This window comes from Beijerinckia sp. L45, from assembly GCF_009765775.1.
Lineage (GTDB): Bacteria > Pseudomonadota > Alphaproteobacteria > Rhizobiales > Beijerinckiaceae > RH-AL1.
In genome coordinates this window covers 1-16,284 of sequence record NZ_LMUU01000031.1, presented here as the reverse complement: position 1 = coordinate 16,284, position 16,284 = coordinate 1, and the positions used below count along the sequence as shown (strand labels likewise).

At 62.7% G+C, this 16,284-nt stretch carries 14 protein-coding genes and 1 pseudogene; 3 read left to right on the top strand and 12 right to left on the bottom strand.

All coding sequences use genetic code 11. The features are described 5' to 3' along the window. Positions 1-81: 81 nt before the first annotated feature. Positions 82-1,344 carry an MFS transporter gene (locus tag GSQ79_RS02660; protein ID WP_158807193.1) on the bottom strand — a complete coding sequence of 421 codons (1,263 nt, stop codon included), beginning with the start codon at positions 1,342-1,344 and terminating at the stop codon, positions 82-84. A 93-nt stretch (positions 1,345-1,437) separates the two neighbouring features. Continuing rightward, positions 1,438-2,283, bottom strand: coding sequence for an aldo/keto reductase (locus GSQ79_RS02655; protein ID WP_158807192.1), 846 nt, complete (start codon positions 2,281-2,283; stop codon positions 1,438-1,440). Positions 2,284-2,720: 437 nt separating this feature from the next. On the opposite strand from GSQ79_RS02655, the gene GSQ79_RS02650 reads away from it, so the two are divergent. From GSQ79_RS02650 to GSQ79_RS02640, 3 genes are all read left to right on the top strand, one after another. After that, on the top strand, positions 2,721-3,959 hold the full coding sequence (locus tag GSQ79_RS02650) for an LVIVD repeat-containing protein (RefSeq protein ID WP_158807191.1): 1,239 nt from the start codon (positions 2,721-2,723) through the stop codon (positions 3,957-3,959). A gap of 10 nt (positions 3,960-3,969) precedes the next feature. Further along, entirely contained in the window at positions 3,970-4,995 is a 1,026-nt protein-coding gene (locus tag GSQ79_RS02645; RefSeq protein WP_158807190.1) for a GTP-binding protein, read from the top strand. Positions 4,996-5,299: 304 nt separating this feature from the next. After that, positions 5,300-6,757, top strand: coding sequence for a carbohydrate porin (locus GSQ79_RS02640; protein WP_210252994.1), 1,458 nt, complete (start codon positions 5,300-5,302; stop codon positions 6,755-6,757). 173 nt (positions 6,758-6,930) lie between these two features. On the opposite strand, the gene GSQ79_RS02635 is transcribed toward GSQ79_RS02640, so the two are convergent. The 10 genes and pseudogenes from GSQ79_RS02635 to GSQ79_RS02590 all read right to left on the bottom strand — a co-directional run. Continuing rightward, on the bottom strand, positions 6,931-7,653 hold the full coding sequence (locus tag GSQ79_RS02635; protein ID WP_158807188.1) for a GntR family transcriptional regulator: 723 nt from the start codon (positions 7,651-7,653) through the stop codon (positions 6,931-6,933). Between the two features lie 592 nt (positions 7,654-8,245). After that, a complete protein-coding gene (locus GSQ79_RS02630; RefSeq protein WP_158807187.1) occupies positions 8,246-8,554 on the bottom strand; it encodes a hypothetical protein in 309 nt (102 codons plus the stop codon). A 4-nt stretch (positions 8,555-8,558) separates the two neighbouring features. Continuing rightward, complete coding sequence (locus GSQ79_RS02625) at positions 8,559-9,248, bottom strand: tetratricopeptide repeat protein (protein ID WP_158807186.1); 690 nt, start codon at positions 9,246-9,248, stop codon at positions 8,559-8,561. Further along, entirely contained in the window at positions 9,248-10,288 is a 1,041-nt protein-coding gene (locus GSQ79_RS02620) for a hypothetical protein (RefSeq protein WP_158807185.1), read from the bottom strand. The genes GSQ79_RS02625 and GSQ79_RS02620 overlap by 1 nt, the downstream gene beginning before the upstream one ends. Before the next feature lie 12 nt (positions 10,289-10,300). Continuing rightward, entirely contained in the window at positions 10,301-12,733 is a 2,433-nt protein-coding gene (locus GSQ79_RS02615) for a N,N-dimethylformamidase beta subunit family domain-containing protein (protein WP_158807184.1), read from the bottom strand. 46 nt (positions 12,734-12,779) lie between these two features. Continuing rightward, positions 12,780-13,220 (bottom strand): N,N-dimethylformamidase, small subunit, encoded by a 441-nt coding sequence (locus GSQ79_RS02610; protein WP_158807183.1) that lies wholly within the window; start codon positions 13,218-13,220, stop codon positions 12,780-12,782. A gap of 19 nt (positions 13,221-13,239) precedes the next feature. Then, a complete protein-coding gene (urtE, locus tag GSQ79_RS02605; protein WP_158807225.1) occupies positions 13,240-13,938 on the bottom strand; it encodes an urea ABC transporter ATP-binding subunit UrtE in 699 nt (232 codons plus the stop codon). A 2-nt stretch (positions 13,939-13,940) separates the two neighbouring features. Beyond that, complete coding sequence (gene urtD / locus GSQ79_RS02600) at positions 13,941-14,681, bottom strand: urea ABC transporter ATP-binding protein UrtD (protein ID WP_158807182.1); 741 nt, start codon at positions 14,679-14,681, stop codon at positions 13,941-13,943. A 10-nt stretch (positions 14,682-14,691) separates the two neighbouring features. Then, a complete protein-coding gene (gene urtC / locus GSQ79_RS02595) occupies positions 14,692-15,798 on the bottom strand; it encodes an urea ABC transporter permease subunit UrtC (protein WP_158807181.1) in 1,107 nt (368 codons plus the stop codon). Between the two features lie 38 nt (positions 15,799-15,836). Next, positions 15,837-16,284 (bottom strand): annotated as a pseudogene (locus tag GSQ79_RS02590) (branched-chain amino acid ABC transporter permease); the annotation flags it as partial.

Genomic DNA, 16,284 nt, shown 5'->3' with positions numbered 1-16,284 from the left:
GCGGCAATGCGTTGGTCACCCTCACCCGACACGCCGAAGCACTCGTGACGTGCTTTGGCATCAGAGCATCCGGCTGCCTCTTCAAACTGCTTCGGCGTCACCTTTGGCCAGGGGCGCTGCCGCCGCTTTCGGACGGTTGGCGATCCGCGTCGTGTCGAAGAACGACATCAAGATGAACGCGATGACCAATTGCCCGGACATCAACACCAGCGCGGCCGTTCCCCAATTGTCGAAGACGACTTTCAGCGAGGCGAAACAATAGCCGGAGACGGCTGCCGCGGTATAGTAGCAGCAAATGTAGAGGCCGGAGGCCCGGCCGACCATGCTGGCGCGCACCGACCGTTGCATCAAAGAGTAGCCGTTGACGTAGAGGATGGCGCTTGCCGCCATGCCCTCGCCGAACGCCAACCACTCCTGCGCCGCGAAACTGGTCGCGAGATTGAAGATCGCGTAGGCGACGGTGCCCAGCATAACCAGCGCGAACAGATGCAACGCCTTCTGATTGATGCGGTCGGCGAGGTAGCCGACGGGGATCCCCATCAGCGCGCCGACGCCATACATGCTGGCCGCGGCGGCCGCGTCCTGCGCCGAGAAATGCAGCGCGGTACGCAGAAATGTCGGATAGAGCCCGACGTAACCAAAATTGGCGAGGCCGGCACCAACGGAGACCAGCGCCAGCAGAACGGTGTTACAGTTGAGAAGGCGCGCCGGGATATGGCTTTCCTCGACGCTATCGCGCAGGGCCACCACCCCGGTCTGTTCGGAGAACCGCCGCGACACCAAGAGCATCACGATGGCGGCGCCGATCAGCCCCACCACCCCGAAGACATACATCGGGACATGCCAATTGCCGGATTCGATCATCAGCGCGCTGCCCCAGCGCGGCCCGATGAAGGACCCCGCGCCATAGGCCACGTTGAGCACGCCGAGTGCCAGCGTGCGGTTGCTCAGGAAATACGTGCCGGCAATGGTGAAAATCGCAACGTTTTGCAGCGCCTCGCCGACGCCCGACACGACGCGATAGGCGGCCATGTCGTAGAAGCCGATCGAGACGCAGGTCAGGATGGTGCAGACCGAATAAATCACGATACCCAGGGCCGCGACGGCCCGGCGCGACAGCCGATCGAACAGGAAGCCGCCGGGAATACCGGCGATGCCGAGCCCGAGCGTGAACAGAGTCGCCAACAATCCGCCGGTCGCAAGCGGGAAACTATATTCCTTCGCGACGGCCGGCAGGAGCACCGGAAAAACGCTGCGATCCATCGCGTTGACGACGTAGGTCAGGCAGACCAGCAGGAACGAGATCAGGGCGAATTTTGTCGACAGGCGCGGCAGGCTTTGCATTCGGTGAGACTCCGGAACGGTGGATGGACCACGAACGCAAGATCCCCCGCGATCGGATGATGAAAAGCGCCGGCGCGTCCGGCTGACGTCGGCTCAGAGCGTTTCGAGATCCCATGCCGGCGCGCGCTCCGGCGGGTTGACGAGGCGCAACTGCTTGGCGCGCAGCGTCGCGATCAGCGCCATCTCCGCCTCGTCGAGCGCAAAGTCGAAAATGTCGAGATTCTGATCGATATGCGCCTCGCTCAGCGCGCGCGGCACGGCGGCAACCAACGGCTGCTGCACCAGCCAACGCAGCGCGACCTGGGCCGTGGTCTTGCCGCGAATTTTCGCGATTTCGGTGATGACCGGATCGTCCAACAGTTGGCCGCGCGCGACTGGGCAATAGGCGGTGAGGATCATGCCATGCCGCTTCAGGGCCGCCAGCATGGCCGTTTGTGGGAGATAGGCATGATACTCGACCTGATTGGTGAGCAGCGGCTCAGGGCACACCTTGACCGCCTGCTCCAGCATGGCGATCGTAAAGTTCGACACGCCTATATGCCTGGCGATGCCGCCGCGCTTGGCCCTGGCGAGCGCGCCCAGCGTCTCGGCGAACGGCACCCCGGGTTGCGGCCAATGCACCAGCAGCAGGTCGACATAGCCGACACCCATCGCCTTCAGGCTGGTTTCGGCCGAGATCAAGAAATCAAGCTCGCGTGCGTTAAGCTCGGTCACCTTCGTGGTGATCCACAAGTCTTCGCGGGCGATCCCGCTGGCACGAATGCCTTCGCCCACCTGCTCTTCCGTGCCGTATTTGCGCGCCGTGTCGATCAGGCGGTATCCCGACTGGATGGCATGGGCGACCAGTTCGGCACCGCGCGAGGGAAAGTCCATGGTGCCGAAGCCGATCGCCGGCATCTGGGCACCGTGAGCGGAGATCGTGAAAGCTTTTGAAGTCATGCGCTTGGAATTTCCATGATGAGTGAACATGGTTAGGGCAGGGATAGACCAGTCCGAGTGGCGCGCGAAACGTTCGCTACCACACTTCGGATGAGCGGCAGCTGGCGGCTTCTTCTCCCCTCGACCCGACGAGACCCGGCGCCGTCCATCGGTGTGCTTCAAACCGGCATTTTGCAGCAGGATGAGGCCGAGCAGCCGTCTTCACCGCTGCCACCGATTTACCGCCGCGGAGGTCAGGAACGCGACCAGCCTTCAAACCCGCCGATCGACCATACTTGGCACATTTTCGAAAGTCGAATAGGATATTCGAAAATAGGCACGTCTTGCGTTGGTCGCCCTCCTCATATCCAAAACCCGGACCAAGCAGACCATGACGGGGCGCCCGGCTTCGTCATGGCAAGGCGCGCCAACCTGGACTCCAAGGAAACAAGCGTCCGATGACCATATCCGTACTTCCCGGCGACCAGGGATCGACCCTCAATTTCAAGCTGCTGGCCAATCATCAACTCGGCGGCTTCGGCGGCGTCGGCGAAGGCGTGTCCGTGCAGATCGCAAAGGACGGCCGCCGCATCCTGTGGCTGGCCCATGAGAGCGCCCCCAAGAATTTCACCGGCCTCGACGTCACCGACCCGAAGAACCCGAAGGTTGTGGTCCAGACGGCTCTGCCGCACTCCTACCTGCGCTCCAACTCGCTGGAGGTGACCGGCGACGTGATGGCCGTCGCCTATCAGGCGCAGAAGCCCGGGATGACGGGCACCGGCCTTGAACTCTGGGACATCTCGGTGCCGGAGAGCCCGAAGTCGATCGCCTTCATGAGCACCGACGGCGCGGCGTCGCGCGGCGTGCACCAGCTTTGGTTCTGCGACGGCGAATTCGTCCACATGGCGTCGGGCGCGCCGGATTTCGTGCCGCACAACGTGCTGGACGACCAGTGCTATCGGATCATCGACGTGCGCAACCCGGCGAAGCCCGTGGAAGCCGGCCGCTGGTGGCTGCCGGGCACGCGCGTGGGCGACACCGCGCCACAACCAAAACGCCATCCGGCCGGCTCGGACTCCGGCTTCCGGGCTCACAACACCAATGTCTATCCGCAACGCCCGGACCGCTGCTACCTCGGCTATCTCGACGCCGGCATGTTCATCATGGACATCGCCGACAAAAGTAACCCCAAGGTCATCTCGCGCTGGGACAACTCACCGCCTTATGCGGGCTTCACCCACACCGCGCTGCCGCTGTTCGATCGCGGTCTGCTGATCGTCACCGATGAGTCCGTGCTCGATGACGGCGCCGATTATCCGAAGCTCGTCTGGGTGCTCGATGCGCGCGACGAGACCAATCCGGTGCCGATCGCCACGTTCCCGCCGCCGGACTATGCCAAGTTCGCAAAGCGCGGCGGCCGCATGGGAGCGCATAACCTGCACGAGAACACGCCGGTCAAGACTTCCTGGTTTTCTGATCAGGTGATCGTCGGAACCTTCTTCAACGCGGGTCTACGCGCCTACGACATTTCCAATCCCTATCAGCCGAAGGAAATCGCGCACTTCATCCCGCCGGCCCCGACGGGCGCGCCGACGGGCTCGATCCAGATCAACGACGTCCACATCGACGAGCGCGGCATCGTCTACGCGGTCGACCGGCACGCCGGTGGCGTCTACATCTTAGAAATGGATTTTTGAGGCCGCATCGTTGATCGCGCACCCGGCCCAACTCTTCGGTGGCGGTCGTTTTGGGCGCCGCCTGCCGCGGCCGGGTGCCGGCAAAGTGCCGGTCACTGTCGTGACGGGCTTTCTCGGCGCCGGCAAGACCACGCTGATCCGCGCTGCGCTGAAACATCCGTATGCCGCCAACTCCGTCGTGATCGTCAACGAGTTCGGCGAGATCGGCATCGACGACGTGTTGATTCGCACCTCGACCGAAGAGGTGCTGCTGATCGGCAACGGCTGCATGTGCTGTGCAGCGCGCCACGATCTGCAACGGATCTTGCGCAATCTCTATGCGGAGCGCGAAACCGGCGCCATCCCGCCCTTCGCACGCGTGATCGTCGAGACGTCGGGCCTCGCCGATCCCGGCCCCATCCTGCAGATCTTCCATGCCGACCGGACGCTCGCCGACCACTACACGCTGGGTGGTCTCGTCACCGTCATCGACGGCGTGCTGGCCTCCCGTGCCGAAGCCGCCGATGCGGTCTGGATCGAACAAGTCGTGCAGGCTGATAGTTTGATCCTGACCAAATCCGATATTTTGGGTGCGGAGGATGCAGCCGTACTCACATCGCGCCTCGCTGCGATCAATCCGCAGGCACCAGTGATTGAATCGGAGGCGGCGCGTACCGACCCGGCCTTGTTCCTGCAACAGCCGGTGCTTCCGTTGCAGAAGGCCGACCGCGATTCCCATCATGGGCACGAGGCGGACTACCAAAGTTTCGTATTGCGCTTCGAACAACCCTTCGACTGGGCGCTCTTCACGCGCGCGATGGATGCGCTGGTCGCCTCACGCGGCGAAGACATTCTTCGGGTCAAGGGATTTGTCGACGTCGCGGGGACGGCCGGTCCCGTGGTGGTGAATTACGTCCGCCACCTGGCGTCATTGCCCGAAGAGCTAAACGCCTGGCCCGACGCCGACCGCGCGACGCGGCTTGTCTTCATCACGCGGAAGCTCGGCCGCGCCAAGGTGGCGGCTCTGTTCGCGGGACTGCTTGGGCTCGACGACTAAGTTGTCGGTCATGCGATCCCGGCGAACGAGCCCTGCAGCGACATCACATGATGTGCAATTTCCGTGCCAGCTTCAGCGATTTATGCAAAGCCCGCTTGATTTTCGAATATAGTGTGTAATATTCGAAAATCGACTTCAGTTTGATGTCGGAGCATCTTGGTTGGCAACAGCCGCGATGTCGAGTCACCTCACGGGGGTGAGGGCTCGCCGACACATGCGGCCGCACGGTGCGGCTGCGGATTTCCACGAATGACTGGGCACGCGGGACATACTGGCAAGCAGTATGAACCCGGATGGGGGACGTATGCAAAAACTTTGGACCACAATCGGCGGAGTCGGCGTTGCAGCTGCTTTGATGGCGACCGCGACATTGACCAACACAAGCGCTTTCGCACAACAGCGGACCGACGTCGGGACGACGGCGTCGCCCCTCACACAATCACCGACTCCGGCGCTGCCCTTGCCGAATGCCGGGACAGGCCAAGGCTATTTTTTCAATCTGCGGCCTGTAGGCGAAAAGATCGGCAAGAGCCTTGCCGACTACGGCATCTATGTTACCGGACGAACCTTCAACGAGGAGTTCTCGAACGTCAGCGGCGGATTGAAACGCGGCTCGCTCTATGAGGGCTTCACCACGCTCGGCTTCGACCTCGACATGAATCGCATCGCGGGCATTCAGGGCGGTTCGGTCCATTTCCTGGCCAACGACCTGAACGGTCTTCCTTTCCTGCCCTACTCCGGAAGCAACTACGCCAACAACAAGGTTTTCAGTGGCCCCGCGGCGTCGCGGCTCAACGAACTCTCCTACGAGCAATCGTTTTTCGACCACAGGTTCGACGTCCGCGTCGGCCGCGTCCCGACGGGAACGGAGTTCGACACCACCGATCTCTATTGCGAGTTCGTGTTCTCGCTCTGCGCCGCACCGTCCGCCTTCAACGGGGTCAGGGGCTACCCGAGCTATCTGACGTCGTCGTGGGGGCTCGTCACGCAGACCCAGCTCCCTAAAAACTTCTTCTTCAATATCGCCGCCTATGAAGACGAGCCGTCGCTCGCCACGACAGGGCACTACAATTGGCCCGGCCCCGATTGGGGCTTCGACCGTGCGCGGGGCGTGACCATCCCGGCGCAGTTCGGCTATCGGACATCCTACAAAAACGATCCCTATCCAACCACGATCGATATCGGCGCGCTCTATGACACGGGCGACTACAGCGACCCGCTGCAGAACAGCAGCAATCGCAATCGCGGACTCTTCGGCGGCACCGCGAAGGTCGATCATGGCAAGAGCGAGATGTGGATGCAGGCCCAGAAAGTGGTCTATCGCCCCGATATGACGTCGGAGCGCGGGATCACGCTCTTCGTCGACGCCAACCTGATCACGACGGGCAACCCGATCATCGACGACGCTTTTTACGGCGGCTTCGTCTGGAGAGGCCCGTTTGCAGAGCGCCCGAACGACAAGTTCAACGTCTCGGTCGGGTACATCCTTCTCAATTCCGACTACACGAACTTCGTCAACAGCGCCCTGCAGAAACGTGGGTTCGGCGCGACATCCCATGGCGCCGAGACGACCGTGGAAGTGAACTACGGTCTGGCGTTGGCGCCGGGCGTGACGTTCAAGCCCTTCCTCGACTACATCGTCAATCCCGACCAGGTGAACGTCGCTGTGCCCTCCCCGAACAATACGCACGTCCTGTTCGTCGGTGCCGCAATCTCTGTCTTCTTCCCCGAAACGCTCGGCCTGCCGAAGCTCGGGTTCTAACCGACGATCATGATGGAAGGCGGCGTGACAAGAGCCCACGCCGCCGATCATAAAATCGAAGAACTCCCGACGGATCGTTTGTCAGCCGACGACCGTCGCGACCGATGTCAGCCATCAGCAACCTTGCGTCTCGTCCGGGTCCATCCCGGACTGGGCGCGACGCAGCGATCGATCTACGGCCAGATCTCTGTCGAATTGTCGAAGATCGGTTCCGACGATGTGAGAATCGAGTCGGCAGAAGCGGAAATGTGCCGCTGGATTAAGCGGGTGGCCGTCTCGGCGTTACGCGCCAGGACGGCCTTCTTCAGATCCTCGTGCTCGCGTGCGATATTGCGTCCGCGGCTCATATACCGTCCGGACAGCAGTCTGTACCGCGCCCACTGGTTGTTGAACTGGGCCAGCGTCGCGAGCAAGATCGGCGACCCGCAGGCCGCGTAAAGAGAATAATGAAACGTCCGATGCCGCTTCTCGTATTCGGGATCGAATAATTCGCGACCGTTTTTCCCGGGATATTTCGAGAGCGTGTTCAAAGACGCGAGCACGAAGGATTCCCAGTGCTCGTCGCCCTTCTCGATCGAAAGGCTGATCGCCAGAGCCTCCATTTCGCTGCGTACCATGGTCAGGTCGAGCAGATGCTCCGTCGAAACCGGCGCCACCCGAAACCCCCGGTGGTCCTCCAGAAGAACAAGACCCTCCGCGATGAGGCGCATGAGCGCTTCGCGTAACGGGCTTAGACTCACCTGATATTTTTCGCGGAGCCAATCGAACCGCAGGGTCTGCCCCGGTTTCAGGGTCAAATCCACGATGTCGGCACGAAGACGGTTCTGTGTCGTGGTCGCAATGGTGGGCGAGTCCCGCTCGTCCAGGAGCCCCGATTTCTGCGAAATGTTCGTCATGAGATAGCCGACCAGGAATCATCTACGTGCCTCAGCATAAAGCACTTTATCATTCGGACAGGGACCCCGAAAATTTCTCGTCGGCATGATCGCACAGAGTGATCTGGGCTTGAAGCGGTGCCCGTACCCGACAAATCGCCGTCTTGCCACCACCGCTAGCATGTATGGCTTCGCAGGAAAAACGGGGCTTTTGCCGCGCGGGACCGACACATGGCTGGATTCGCGCAATAGCGCGAGGCTCCCCGTGAACGCCGCCTCACAACAGACGAACTCGATCGCCTCGGCGAGACTTAGCGTCCGGCGGCCGACGCCGAGTATGAGTGCCCGACGGTGTGCTCGCCCTTCGTCTTCGCCTGCCTGCCGGTGCGCGCCTTCGGGAGATCCGGCCCGCGTCGACGCGCGCGCCCCTATGTGATCCCCGAGCCGGTATCGATCGGATCTCAGATAGCCTTGGCGGGCGATCCACCGTCATGCAGGCTTGGGCGCGCGCGAGGCTCGAAAGCAGCTGCGTTGCTCTCAAGCTTCCCTTGCCGCCTGCTGTCACAGGTCGGCAAAGCCGCGATGCTTACGGAATGACAATCCCTCGCCATTCTCACGCTACCGATGGCTGATCCGCGGGATGACGCTTGAACATGAACACGCAGGACCCGCCGTCGGTGTCGCCGGCAACGGCGCGGGCCTTCTGCCGATCCGTCATCCAGTTGCAGATCATCACGGCGGCGGCATTGGTGACGGCGGGCTTCCACAGCCACATGTCGTTGACGTCATCGACCTTGTTGATTTCGAACAGCGCCTTCGGCGCGTCAGCGGCGAGGCCGATCGACCACTCCGTGAAATCGGCGCCGAACTCCTTGACGTAGCTGATCAGTTCGAATTTGATTTGCTGGACGCTGTAAGCCATTGGCTCAGGCCGGCACGGGGTTGATCGTGGCATGCCCTGGCCCGGACCGACCACGCCAGCGCTGCGCCATCGCCTGACCGGCGCCTTTCTCTTCCGCCGACATTTGCGCGATCAGGCCCTCCAGCGCATTGAGTGCCGTGCCGACGCCATGACCGGCCGCAAGCGACAGCCAGGCAAAGGCGGAGACACGGTCCTTCGCGACGCCGATGCCGTTGGCGTAGAGGTGGCCGAGGCGCGCCTGAGACGGGAAGTGTCCGGTTTCCGCGGCAAGCCGGTAGAGCTCTGCGGCGCGCGCATTGTCCTGCGGGATCTCGCCGCCCTTGGCATACAGCGTCGCAAGATTGTAACGCGCCATCGCATCGCCGGCATCCGCTGCTTTCTGCAGCCAGGCGACGCCGGCCGTGCGGTCCTGCGGCACGCCCTGCCCCATCGAGAGCATGGCGCCGACGTTGGTCGCAGCCTGTACGTGGCCTTGCTCGGCCGCCTTGCTGTACCAGGCGAAAGCCGTCGCCAGCGAGGGCACGACCCCGGTGCCGTTGGCATAGAAGGAGCCGAGCCAGGCCTGGGCATCAGGATTGCCGGATTCCGCGGCGTGCTCAAAGATGGGAAGCGCCGTGTCGTAGTCGGCGCGCCCGAAGGCCGCCACCGCCTCCCGCAACCGATCTTCCGTGGCCGTCTGGACAGCGCGTGGCATCACCAACCTCCCTTGTCTTGTGTCTGATAAAGCGTGGCCGTCTGAACCTCGTCATGCAAGGCGTCGGTGGCCGCCGACACTTTGGCCTCGAACCAGGCGCGCATCGGATCGCCTGCCGTCTCGTCGATGGCGTCGCGCTGCCGCGCTTCGGCTGCGGCGGCCCGCGTTGCGATTGTCGCAAGGATCGCCTCGCACGCCGACGCGTCGCACAGCGCCGAGGCCTCGCGAGCGAACAAGCGGATGCGGCTCAGCGTGCGCCCCAGGGCCGTCGGTTGAAGAATGACTACCGCCGTAACGGTGTGATCCGCAAGAATGACGACGTTGGGATAGAGCAGAACCGAGCCGCCTTCGCGTACGGCGTGGCTTCCGCCCATGGTTTCGACCACGCCATCGGCAAGGCATGTCGCGAGATGCTTCCAATTGGCGTCGTGTTCCAACCAGCGCGTTGCCATCGCGCCGTTTTCTGCAAAGGACGCATTTTTCAGCACCACCTCTGGCGAAGGCCAATCGAAACCGGTCTTGGCCTCCGGATCGAGCTGAACCAGAAGCAGGGGGCCCCAGGTCTTGACGGGGACCGTCAGCAATCGCTCCGGCCTCAGGCCGAGATATTGGTCGAGGCTCGCCTCGCGGTTGACGTCATCCGCCGCGATCGGACGGCGGTCCCGGCTGTAGCCGCAGGCGGTAAACGAGCATTTCGTCTTGGCGCCCGTCTGGCACTGCAGCGGGACCGCGCGGCAGCCGCCGTGCTGCGCCTTGTTGAACCGGCCGACAAGGGATCCGTCCGCGAGGCGTTCGATGTGAATGCCGTGAGTGCCGATGGTGAACGGCAGCACATCCCCGGCGTTCGGAATCTCCGCAGCGAAGCCGGCGCAGACCCAGGCGCGCGTCCAGATCGCCGCATCTTCCTCCGCCTGGAAGATGCGGGACCGGAACGCGGCCGGAGGAAGGAGCCGGACGGTCCCTTGCGGGATCGTCCGGTCCGTGGAGACGGAAGGCCGCTGGGGGGCGACGTCTCCCGTCTCCAAGGAAGAGTGCAGCACGGGTCCGATCCCTCAGCCCGACAGGAATTCGCCGCGGGCCTTGCGGCTGCGGTGTTCCGGCGGCGTGGGATCGTAGTCCGCGCGGCCACGATGCTTGATGGCGTCGGCAGGCGGCGCGGGCAGAGGACCGTCTGCCGCAAAACGATCGAGCACATTTTTCACGAGCTTCGAAATGTTGTTGTCGCAGTTGTTCCAGGGCAACGAGCCGCAGAAGGCGATCGACGAGAAGGCAAAGCAGCCACCCCCGTTCGGCGTCTCGTGGAAGGCAATGTCGGCGCGAACGCGCGGATGCGTGGTGCCATCGAGGCCCTGCTGGTTGAAGCCGAAGTCTTCCATGACGAGCAGATAGGCTTCGGTGTGACGTCCCGCCGACGTCGCGACGGCGAGGGTGTGCGGCGGCGAGCCCAGCATCGTATCGACGATGTCGAGTTCGAGACCGGCAGCGCCACCACCGACGAGACCGAAATTGCCGAGTTTTTCGTCGTAGCCGATGCCGTCGAACGCCCAGGCCACACGAGGATCGAGACTGTCCGGCGTCCGCGAGAAGTAGGACGAGACGTCGAAGCCCTCCGACGACATGCCGGTGCCCGCCACCGAGTGCAGGTAGCGTCCCCGGAAGCGCCACATGCCGCCGAGTTCGCCGGTGCCCTGGTGATAATATTCACCGGGATCGGCGCGCCAGGTGCGGATGCCGGATTCGCAGCGCCGCATTTCGGTGACGACGCCACGGCCCGTGCTCTCATAGGCCGGGTGGTAGGAATGCACCCAGTACCAGGCATCGGCGCCCATATACATCAGGCGTCCGCCACGCTGCGTGTAGTTGTGCAGCGCATCGAGCTGCGGGCCGCTGTTATGTTCGGGATGCGACCCGGTGATGATGACGTTATAATTCTCGATGCGCGCCAAACCATCATAGGTGATGTCTTCGTCGGTGAAGACGTCGTAGTCGTAGCCCATCGTCTCCAGCCAGCAGATCAGGTGGAGGTCGGCTGGGTACTGCCACGGCGCCTGCGCCAGGAAGTGGTCGTACTTCGGACGGATGGAGAGGATCGGACGCAGACGTGACGAAATCGAAATGCCGGTGCCGTCCGTATGCGTGTCGTAGATCGAGCCGCCGTATTCGCGATGTTCCGCGAGATACATGTTCTGCTGCTGCATGATCGGCACGCGATAGACGAACAGCTCGGCGCCGCCGGCGTTGCAGGCCACATGCTCGTTGGCATAGGCCATGTAGCTGATCGTCGGCACCATGACCGCGATCTTCGCCGTCTCCTGCCCGACGCGGGGAACCACCCAGAACGGGATGAACTCCTCGTCGCCTTCCGACGTCGTGAGCTTGGCGGCATAGAAGCGGCTTTTCACGCCGGTTTCTGGCACTGACCATTCGAAGTCCGCGCTCCAGCGGGCATCGTCGACGTCGTCGTCGTGGAAGCTGATGGCACCATATTCATGCGGCGCATGTTTCCAGTCGAAGTTGGTGCCGCCCCAATTATAGCCGGTCATAGCGCGGTTCGGGCAGTTCACCAGCTGCGCGTCGAAGCGGTAGGGCCCCTCATCGCTGGCGACAATCGTGTCGATGCCCTTGCCGAAATTCCACGCCGCGACGATGACTTCCGACAGACGACCGGACGGGCCGCTGTTGCGGCGCTCGGTAAGGCCGGGCTGAGCGCCGAGCTTCATCGTCTCGATGTCCTGGCGCGACAGGGCGACCTTGCAGATTCGCGGGCTGTCGATCTTGCCATTGTACTTGCCGGCGAAGACGACGCCGGCCGGCTTCGACGAGGCGGCGAGTGCATCGTCCGGCGCAAGGGATTCGACGTAGCAGGCGATGCCGACGGGAACAGGCGCATGGCTGATCGCCAGCTTCAGGATCTGCCGGACGGGCTCGATGACGGGATCGAGCGCATAGACGACCTGCGGCTCGTGATAGAGGACGACATCACCGGTGGCGGCATCGAAGGTCGCGGCGCAGAAATGCCAGGCGTGATCGCGCAGCGGCACGCCGGTAGTGATGCGATGCTCGTTGATGCGCAACTCGAGGCAGCCGTCCTCGTTGACGAAGAGGCCGTAGCCGCAATCCTTCGACCACTTGGTGACGAGGCCCTGTGCGCCGTGCTTCCAGTAGCGCGGATGCGTCTTCGGCGCGGTCGGCCAGATCCAGCACTGCAGCGTGAAGCTTTCGACGTGGAAGGCCTTGGCGTCCGGCACATAACCGTAGGAACCGCCGTGGATGATCTGTTTGCGACCCTTATACGTCTTGTTGACGTCCGCGGCGACCGGCTTGTCGAGGTAGCCGGGTCCACGGGGATTGGTATCGCCGTTGATCAGGTGCACGATCTCGACCTTGTACTCGGCCGGGCCATTGCAGTTGACGTAGAATTTTATCGGATCGCCGGGATGCACGCTGAACTTGTCAGCGTAACCGGTCAGCCTCATGGATGTCATGTCTTGCTCCGCGAACGCATATGATAGTGGGTTGATGCCGGCCTGATCAGGTGACCGGCCAGTTGTCGTCCTTGCGCTTCCAGCCTTCGTTGAAGTCCTCCGGGAAGCCATAGGTCTCGGGCAGTTCGTCGAGGCGGATCAGGAAGATCGCGTGTTGGATTTCCTGCTCGTCGTCGTAGATCTTGTCGTCGATGAATTCCGGCGGCACGCCGCGGATGCCGGAGAGCCGGCCGATGCGCCACTCCTTCTCGATCTTGGTGCAGATGACGACGAGCTTGCCCTTGGGACTTTCGCCGCGCATGCGCAGGAGAATCCGCTTCAGGACGGGATCGGCATGGACGCCGCCGGTGACGACGGTCGTGTCGCCAGGCTCGCCGCATTTCAAAACGGAGAAGCCGGCAACGCCCTTCATCGAGTCGATGCAGGCCTTGTGCTCGTCGATCAGACGCTGGCGCTCCGGCGTTCCCTTTTTAGGTATGGCTTCCATCGATGCAGGCTCCTCTGGGTTAGATCGTCATGTGTCGGGTGACGAGTTCGTCGGTCATCTCGGCGATCGGGCCGCGCGCGACGATGCGGCCGTTCTCCATCATCAGGAAGGCATCACCGAGCTTGCGCGCCACCTTGATGTGCTGCTCGGTGAGGATCATCGTGATGCCGAATTCCTTGTTGAGACGGCGCAGGGTCTGGCCGATCTCATGCACGATGTTTGGCTGGATGCCTTCGGTCGGCTCGTCGAGCAAAAGGATGCGCGGATCCGAGGCGAGCGCGCGGGCGATCGCCAACTGCTGCTGCTGTCCGCCGGACAGAAGACCGGCGCGCTTGTCGAGATTCGCTCTGAGATAAGGGAACAGCGTGAGGCAGAGTTCGGGAACATCCTGCAGCCCGTCGTTGCGCGCGAATGTCCCGAGCAAGATGTTTTCGCGCACCGTAAAGGCCGGCAGGATCTGGCGCCCCTGCGGGATATAGCCAAGGCCCTGCGTCGCGCGCTTGTGCGTCGGGGCCTTGCTGATATCAGCGTCGGCGACGTGAATCGCGCCGTCCATGCGATCGGTCAGACCCATGATCGTACGTAGCAGCGTCGTCTTGCCCACGCCGTTGCGCCCGAGCACGCAAAGGCAGTCGCCTTGTTTGAGCTCGAACGACAGATCCTTCAGGATCGGCGTCTTGCCGTAATACGAGCTGACCTGGTCCAGGCTGAGCAGCATCATCAGTCCTCCGGATCGCCGAGATAGACGTCGCGCACGCGGGGATCGGCTTCGACCTCGCCGATCGTACCCTGCGCCAACAGGCTTCCCATATGCATGACGGTTACCACATCCGCGATTTCACGGACGAAGGCCATGTCGTGTTCGACGACGATCAACGTGTTGGTTTTCTTCAAGCGATTGAAGATCTTGATGGTGTTCTCGATCTCGCTTTCGGTCATGCCGGCGACGGGCTCGTCGAGCAGCAGGATCGACGGGTTCTGCATCAGCACCATGCCGATCTCGAGCCATTGCGTCTCGCCGTGCGAAAGCACGCCGGCCTCGGTCTCGAGCCGGCTGCCGAGGCCGGTCAGTTGCAGGACCTCGTCGAGCTTTTCGCGCAGGCCTTTCGGCTTGCGATGCATCATGTTGCGAAACGGATTGGTCTCGCGGCTGAAGGCGACTTCGAGGTTGTGCCGCACGCTGAGGTCGCGGAAAACCGCCGGCACCTGAAACTTGCGCCCGATGCCGCGGCGCGCGATCTCGTGCTCGCCAAGCCCGGTGATGTCGTCGTTGCGAAACACGATCTGCCCGCTCGACGGTTTCTGCCGGCCGCTGATCAGGTCCATCGTCGTCGTCTTACCGGCACCGTTGGGGCCGACGAGGCAGCAGAGCGTGAGCTCGGTGATCTTGAGGCTGAAGTCATTGATGACCTGCGTGCCGCCAAAATTTTTGCTGAGGTGGTGGATCTCGAGAACGCCCATGGTCGCGCCCTTACTGGCTTGGCATGTCGGCAGCACCGGCTGCCTGCGGCAGCGGCGATGACCTGCGGCGGGTGCCCACCATGCCGAGAACGGTTTCGAGAAGTCCGGCCAGGCCCTTTGGCAGAAAACGGACGACCAGGATGAAGAAGCCGCCGAGCACCAGGAGCCAGGAATTGAGGAACTGGTCGCCGAGGTAACTCTGGCCGCCCTGGATCATCAGCGCGCCGATGATCGATCCGATCAGCGAGAAGCGCCCGCCAATGCCGACCCAGATGACCATGCCGATCGAAAAGTTGGTGTCGAGCTGGGCTGGCGAAACATATTGCACCAGCATCACGAAGCAGCAGCCGGCGACGGCGGCGATGAAGCCCGAGATCGCATAGATCACCGTCTCGTAGACCGCGACGTTGTAGCCGAGGAAGCGTACGCGCTCGGGATCGCCACGCAACGCTTGAGTGACGAGACCGAACTTGCTCTGCGTGAGGAGCTTGGCGCCGCAGGTCGTCAGCACCAACAATCCGAACACGATCCAGTAGCTGGTCGCGCCATAGGGGTCGATGTCCGCGCCGAACAGTTTCAGCGGCGACGGCGGCGTCAGGCCGTTCACCCCGTTGGTATAGGGCTGCATGTCGATGATCAGCGTATTGAGCGCGCTGAGGACGGCCAGTGTCATGATCGCGATGAACGGACCGGACACGCGTGCCGCGAAGACGAGGGTGCCGAAGATGACATAGAACAGAGTGGGGACCGCGAGCGCCAGAATAATGCCCAGGGTCGTGTTCGAGAACGGTACCCACAGCGCCGGCAGGTGATCGAGGCTGTTGTTGAGCATGAACGGCGGGATCGGGCTCGACACCGGATCCTGCGACTGCATCTGCATGGTCATGCCCATGCCGTAGGCCGCGAGCCCGAAGGCGATGCCCTGACCGAGGTTGAGAATGCCGCCAAAACCCCAGCCGAGGCTGATCGACACGGCGAGCATCGCGTAGACGCCGTAGACAGCAAACTGGTTCAGCAGGAAGGAGTCGCTGGTGATCAAGGGCACGACACCGACGGCGACGAAGAACACCGCGTAGACCGCCCATTGTGCGGTCTTGGAATGATAGAGGTTCGTCATACCAGCCTTTTCCACACGAGCCTTTGCAACGACGCCGCTCATCGCCGGGCCTTCGAAGGCGCGAACAGACCCTTGGGCTTGAAGCGGAGAAAGACGACGATCAGCACGTACAAAAGAAAGCGGGCGAACGTGTCGCTCGTCGCGAAGGCGAACAGGGACTGCAGTTCGCCGGTCAAGCCCGATGCGACGACGCTGCCGAGAATGGTGCCGCCGCCGACGACCACGACGAGGAACGCCTGAACGACGTAGCTCTGACCCATGTTGGGCAGAACGATCGCAAGAACGCCGAACAACGAGCCCGCAACGCCGGCGAGGCCGGCGCCGAGCGCGAAGGTGATCATGTAGACGCGATCGGCGTTGATGCCGAAGGCGGAGGCGATTTCCTTGTTCTGCATGACGGCGCGAACCTGCATGCCGAAACGCGTCTTGTAGAACAGGAAGAAACTGGCGGCGATCAGCGCGATCGCGACGCCGAAGACGACGAGA

Coding starts and splice junctions, on each gene's coding strand:
- GSQ79_RS02660 (WP_158807193.1), bottom strand. CDS start 1,344: ATGCAAAGCCTGCCGCGCCTGTCGACAAAATTCGCCCTGATCTCGTTC.
- GSQ79_RS02655 (WP_158807192.1), bottom strand. CDS start 2,283: ATGACTTCAAAAGCTTTCACGATCTCCGCTCACGGTGCCCAGATGCCG.
- GSQ79_RS02650 (WP_158807191.1), top strand. CDS start 2,721: ATGACCATATCCGTACTTCCCGGCGACCAGGGATCGACCCTCAATTTC.
- GSQ79_RS02640 (WP_210252994.1), top strand. CDS start 5,300: ATGCAAAAACTTTGGACCACAATCGGCGGAGTCGGCGTTGCAGCTGCT.
- GSQ79_RS02635 (WP_158807188.1), bottom strand. CDS start 7,653: ATGACGAACATTTCGCAGAAATCGGGGCTCCTGGACGAGCGGGACTCG.
- GSQ79_RS02630 (WP_158807187.1), bottom strand. CDS start 8,554: ATGGCTTACAGCGTCCAGCAAATCAAATTCGAACTGATCAGCTACGTC.
- GSQ79_RS02625 (WP_158807186.1), bottom strand. CDS start 9,248: ATGCCACGCGCTGTCCAGACGGCCACGGAAGATCGGTTGCGGGAGGCG.
- GSQ79_RS02615 (WP_158807184.1), bottom strand. CDS start 12,733: ATGACATCCATGAGGCTGACCGGTTACGCTGACAAGTTCAGCGTGCAT.
- GSQ79_RS02610 (WP_158807183.1), bottom strand. CDS start 13,220: ATGGAAGCCATACCTAAAAAGGGAACGCCGGAGCGCCAGCGTCTGATC.
- urtE (WP_158807225.1), bottom strand. CDS start 13,938: ATGCTGCTCAGCCTGGACCAGGTCAGCTCGTATTACGGCAAGACGCCG.
- urtD (WP_158807182.1), bottom strand. CDS start 14,681: ATGGGCGTTCTCGAGATCCACCACCTCAGCAAAAATTTTGGCGGCACG.
- urtC (WP_158807181.1), bottom strand. CDS start 15,798: ATGACGAACCTCTATCATTCCAAGACCGCACAATGGGCGGTCTACGCG.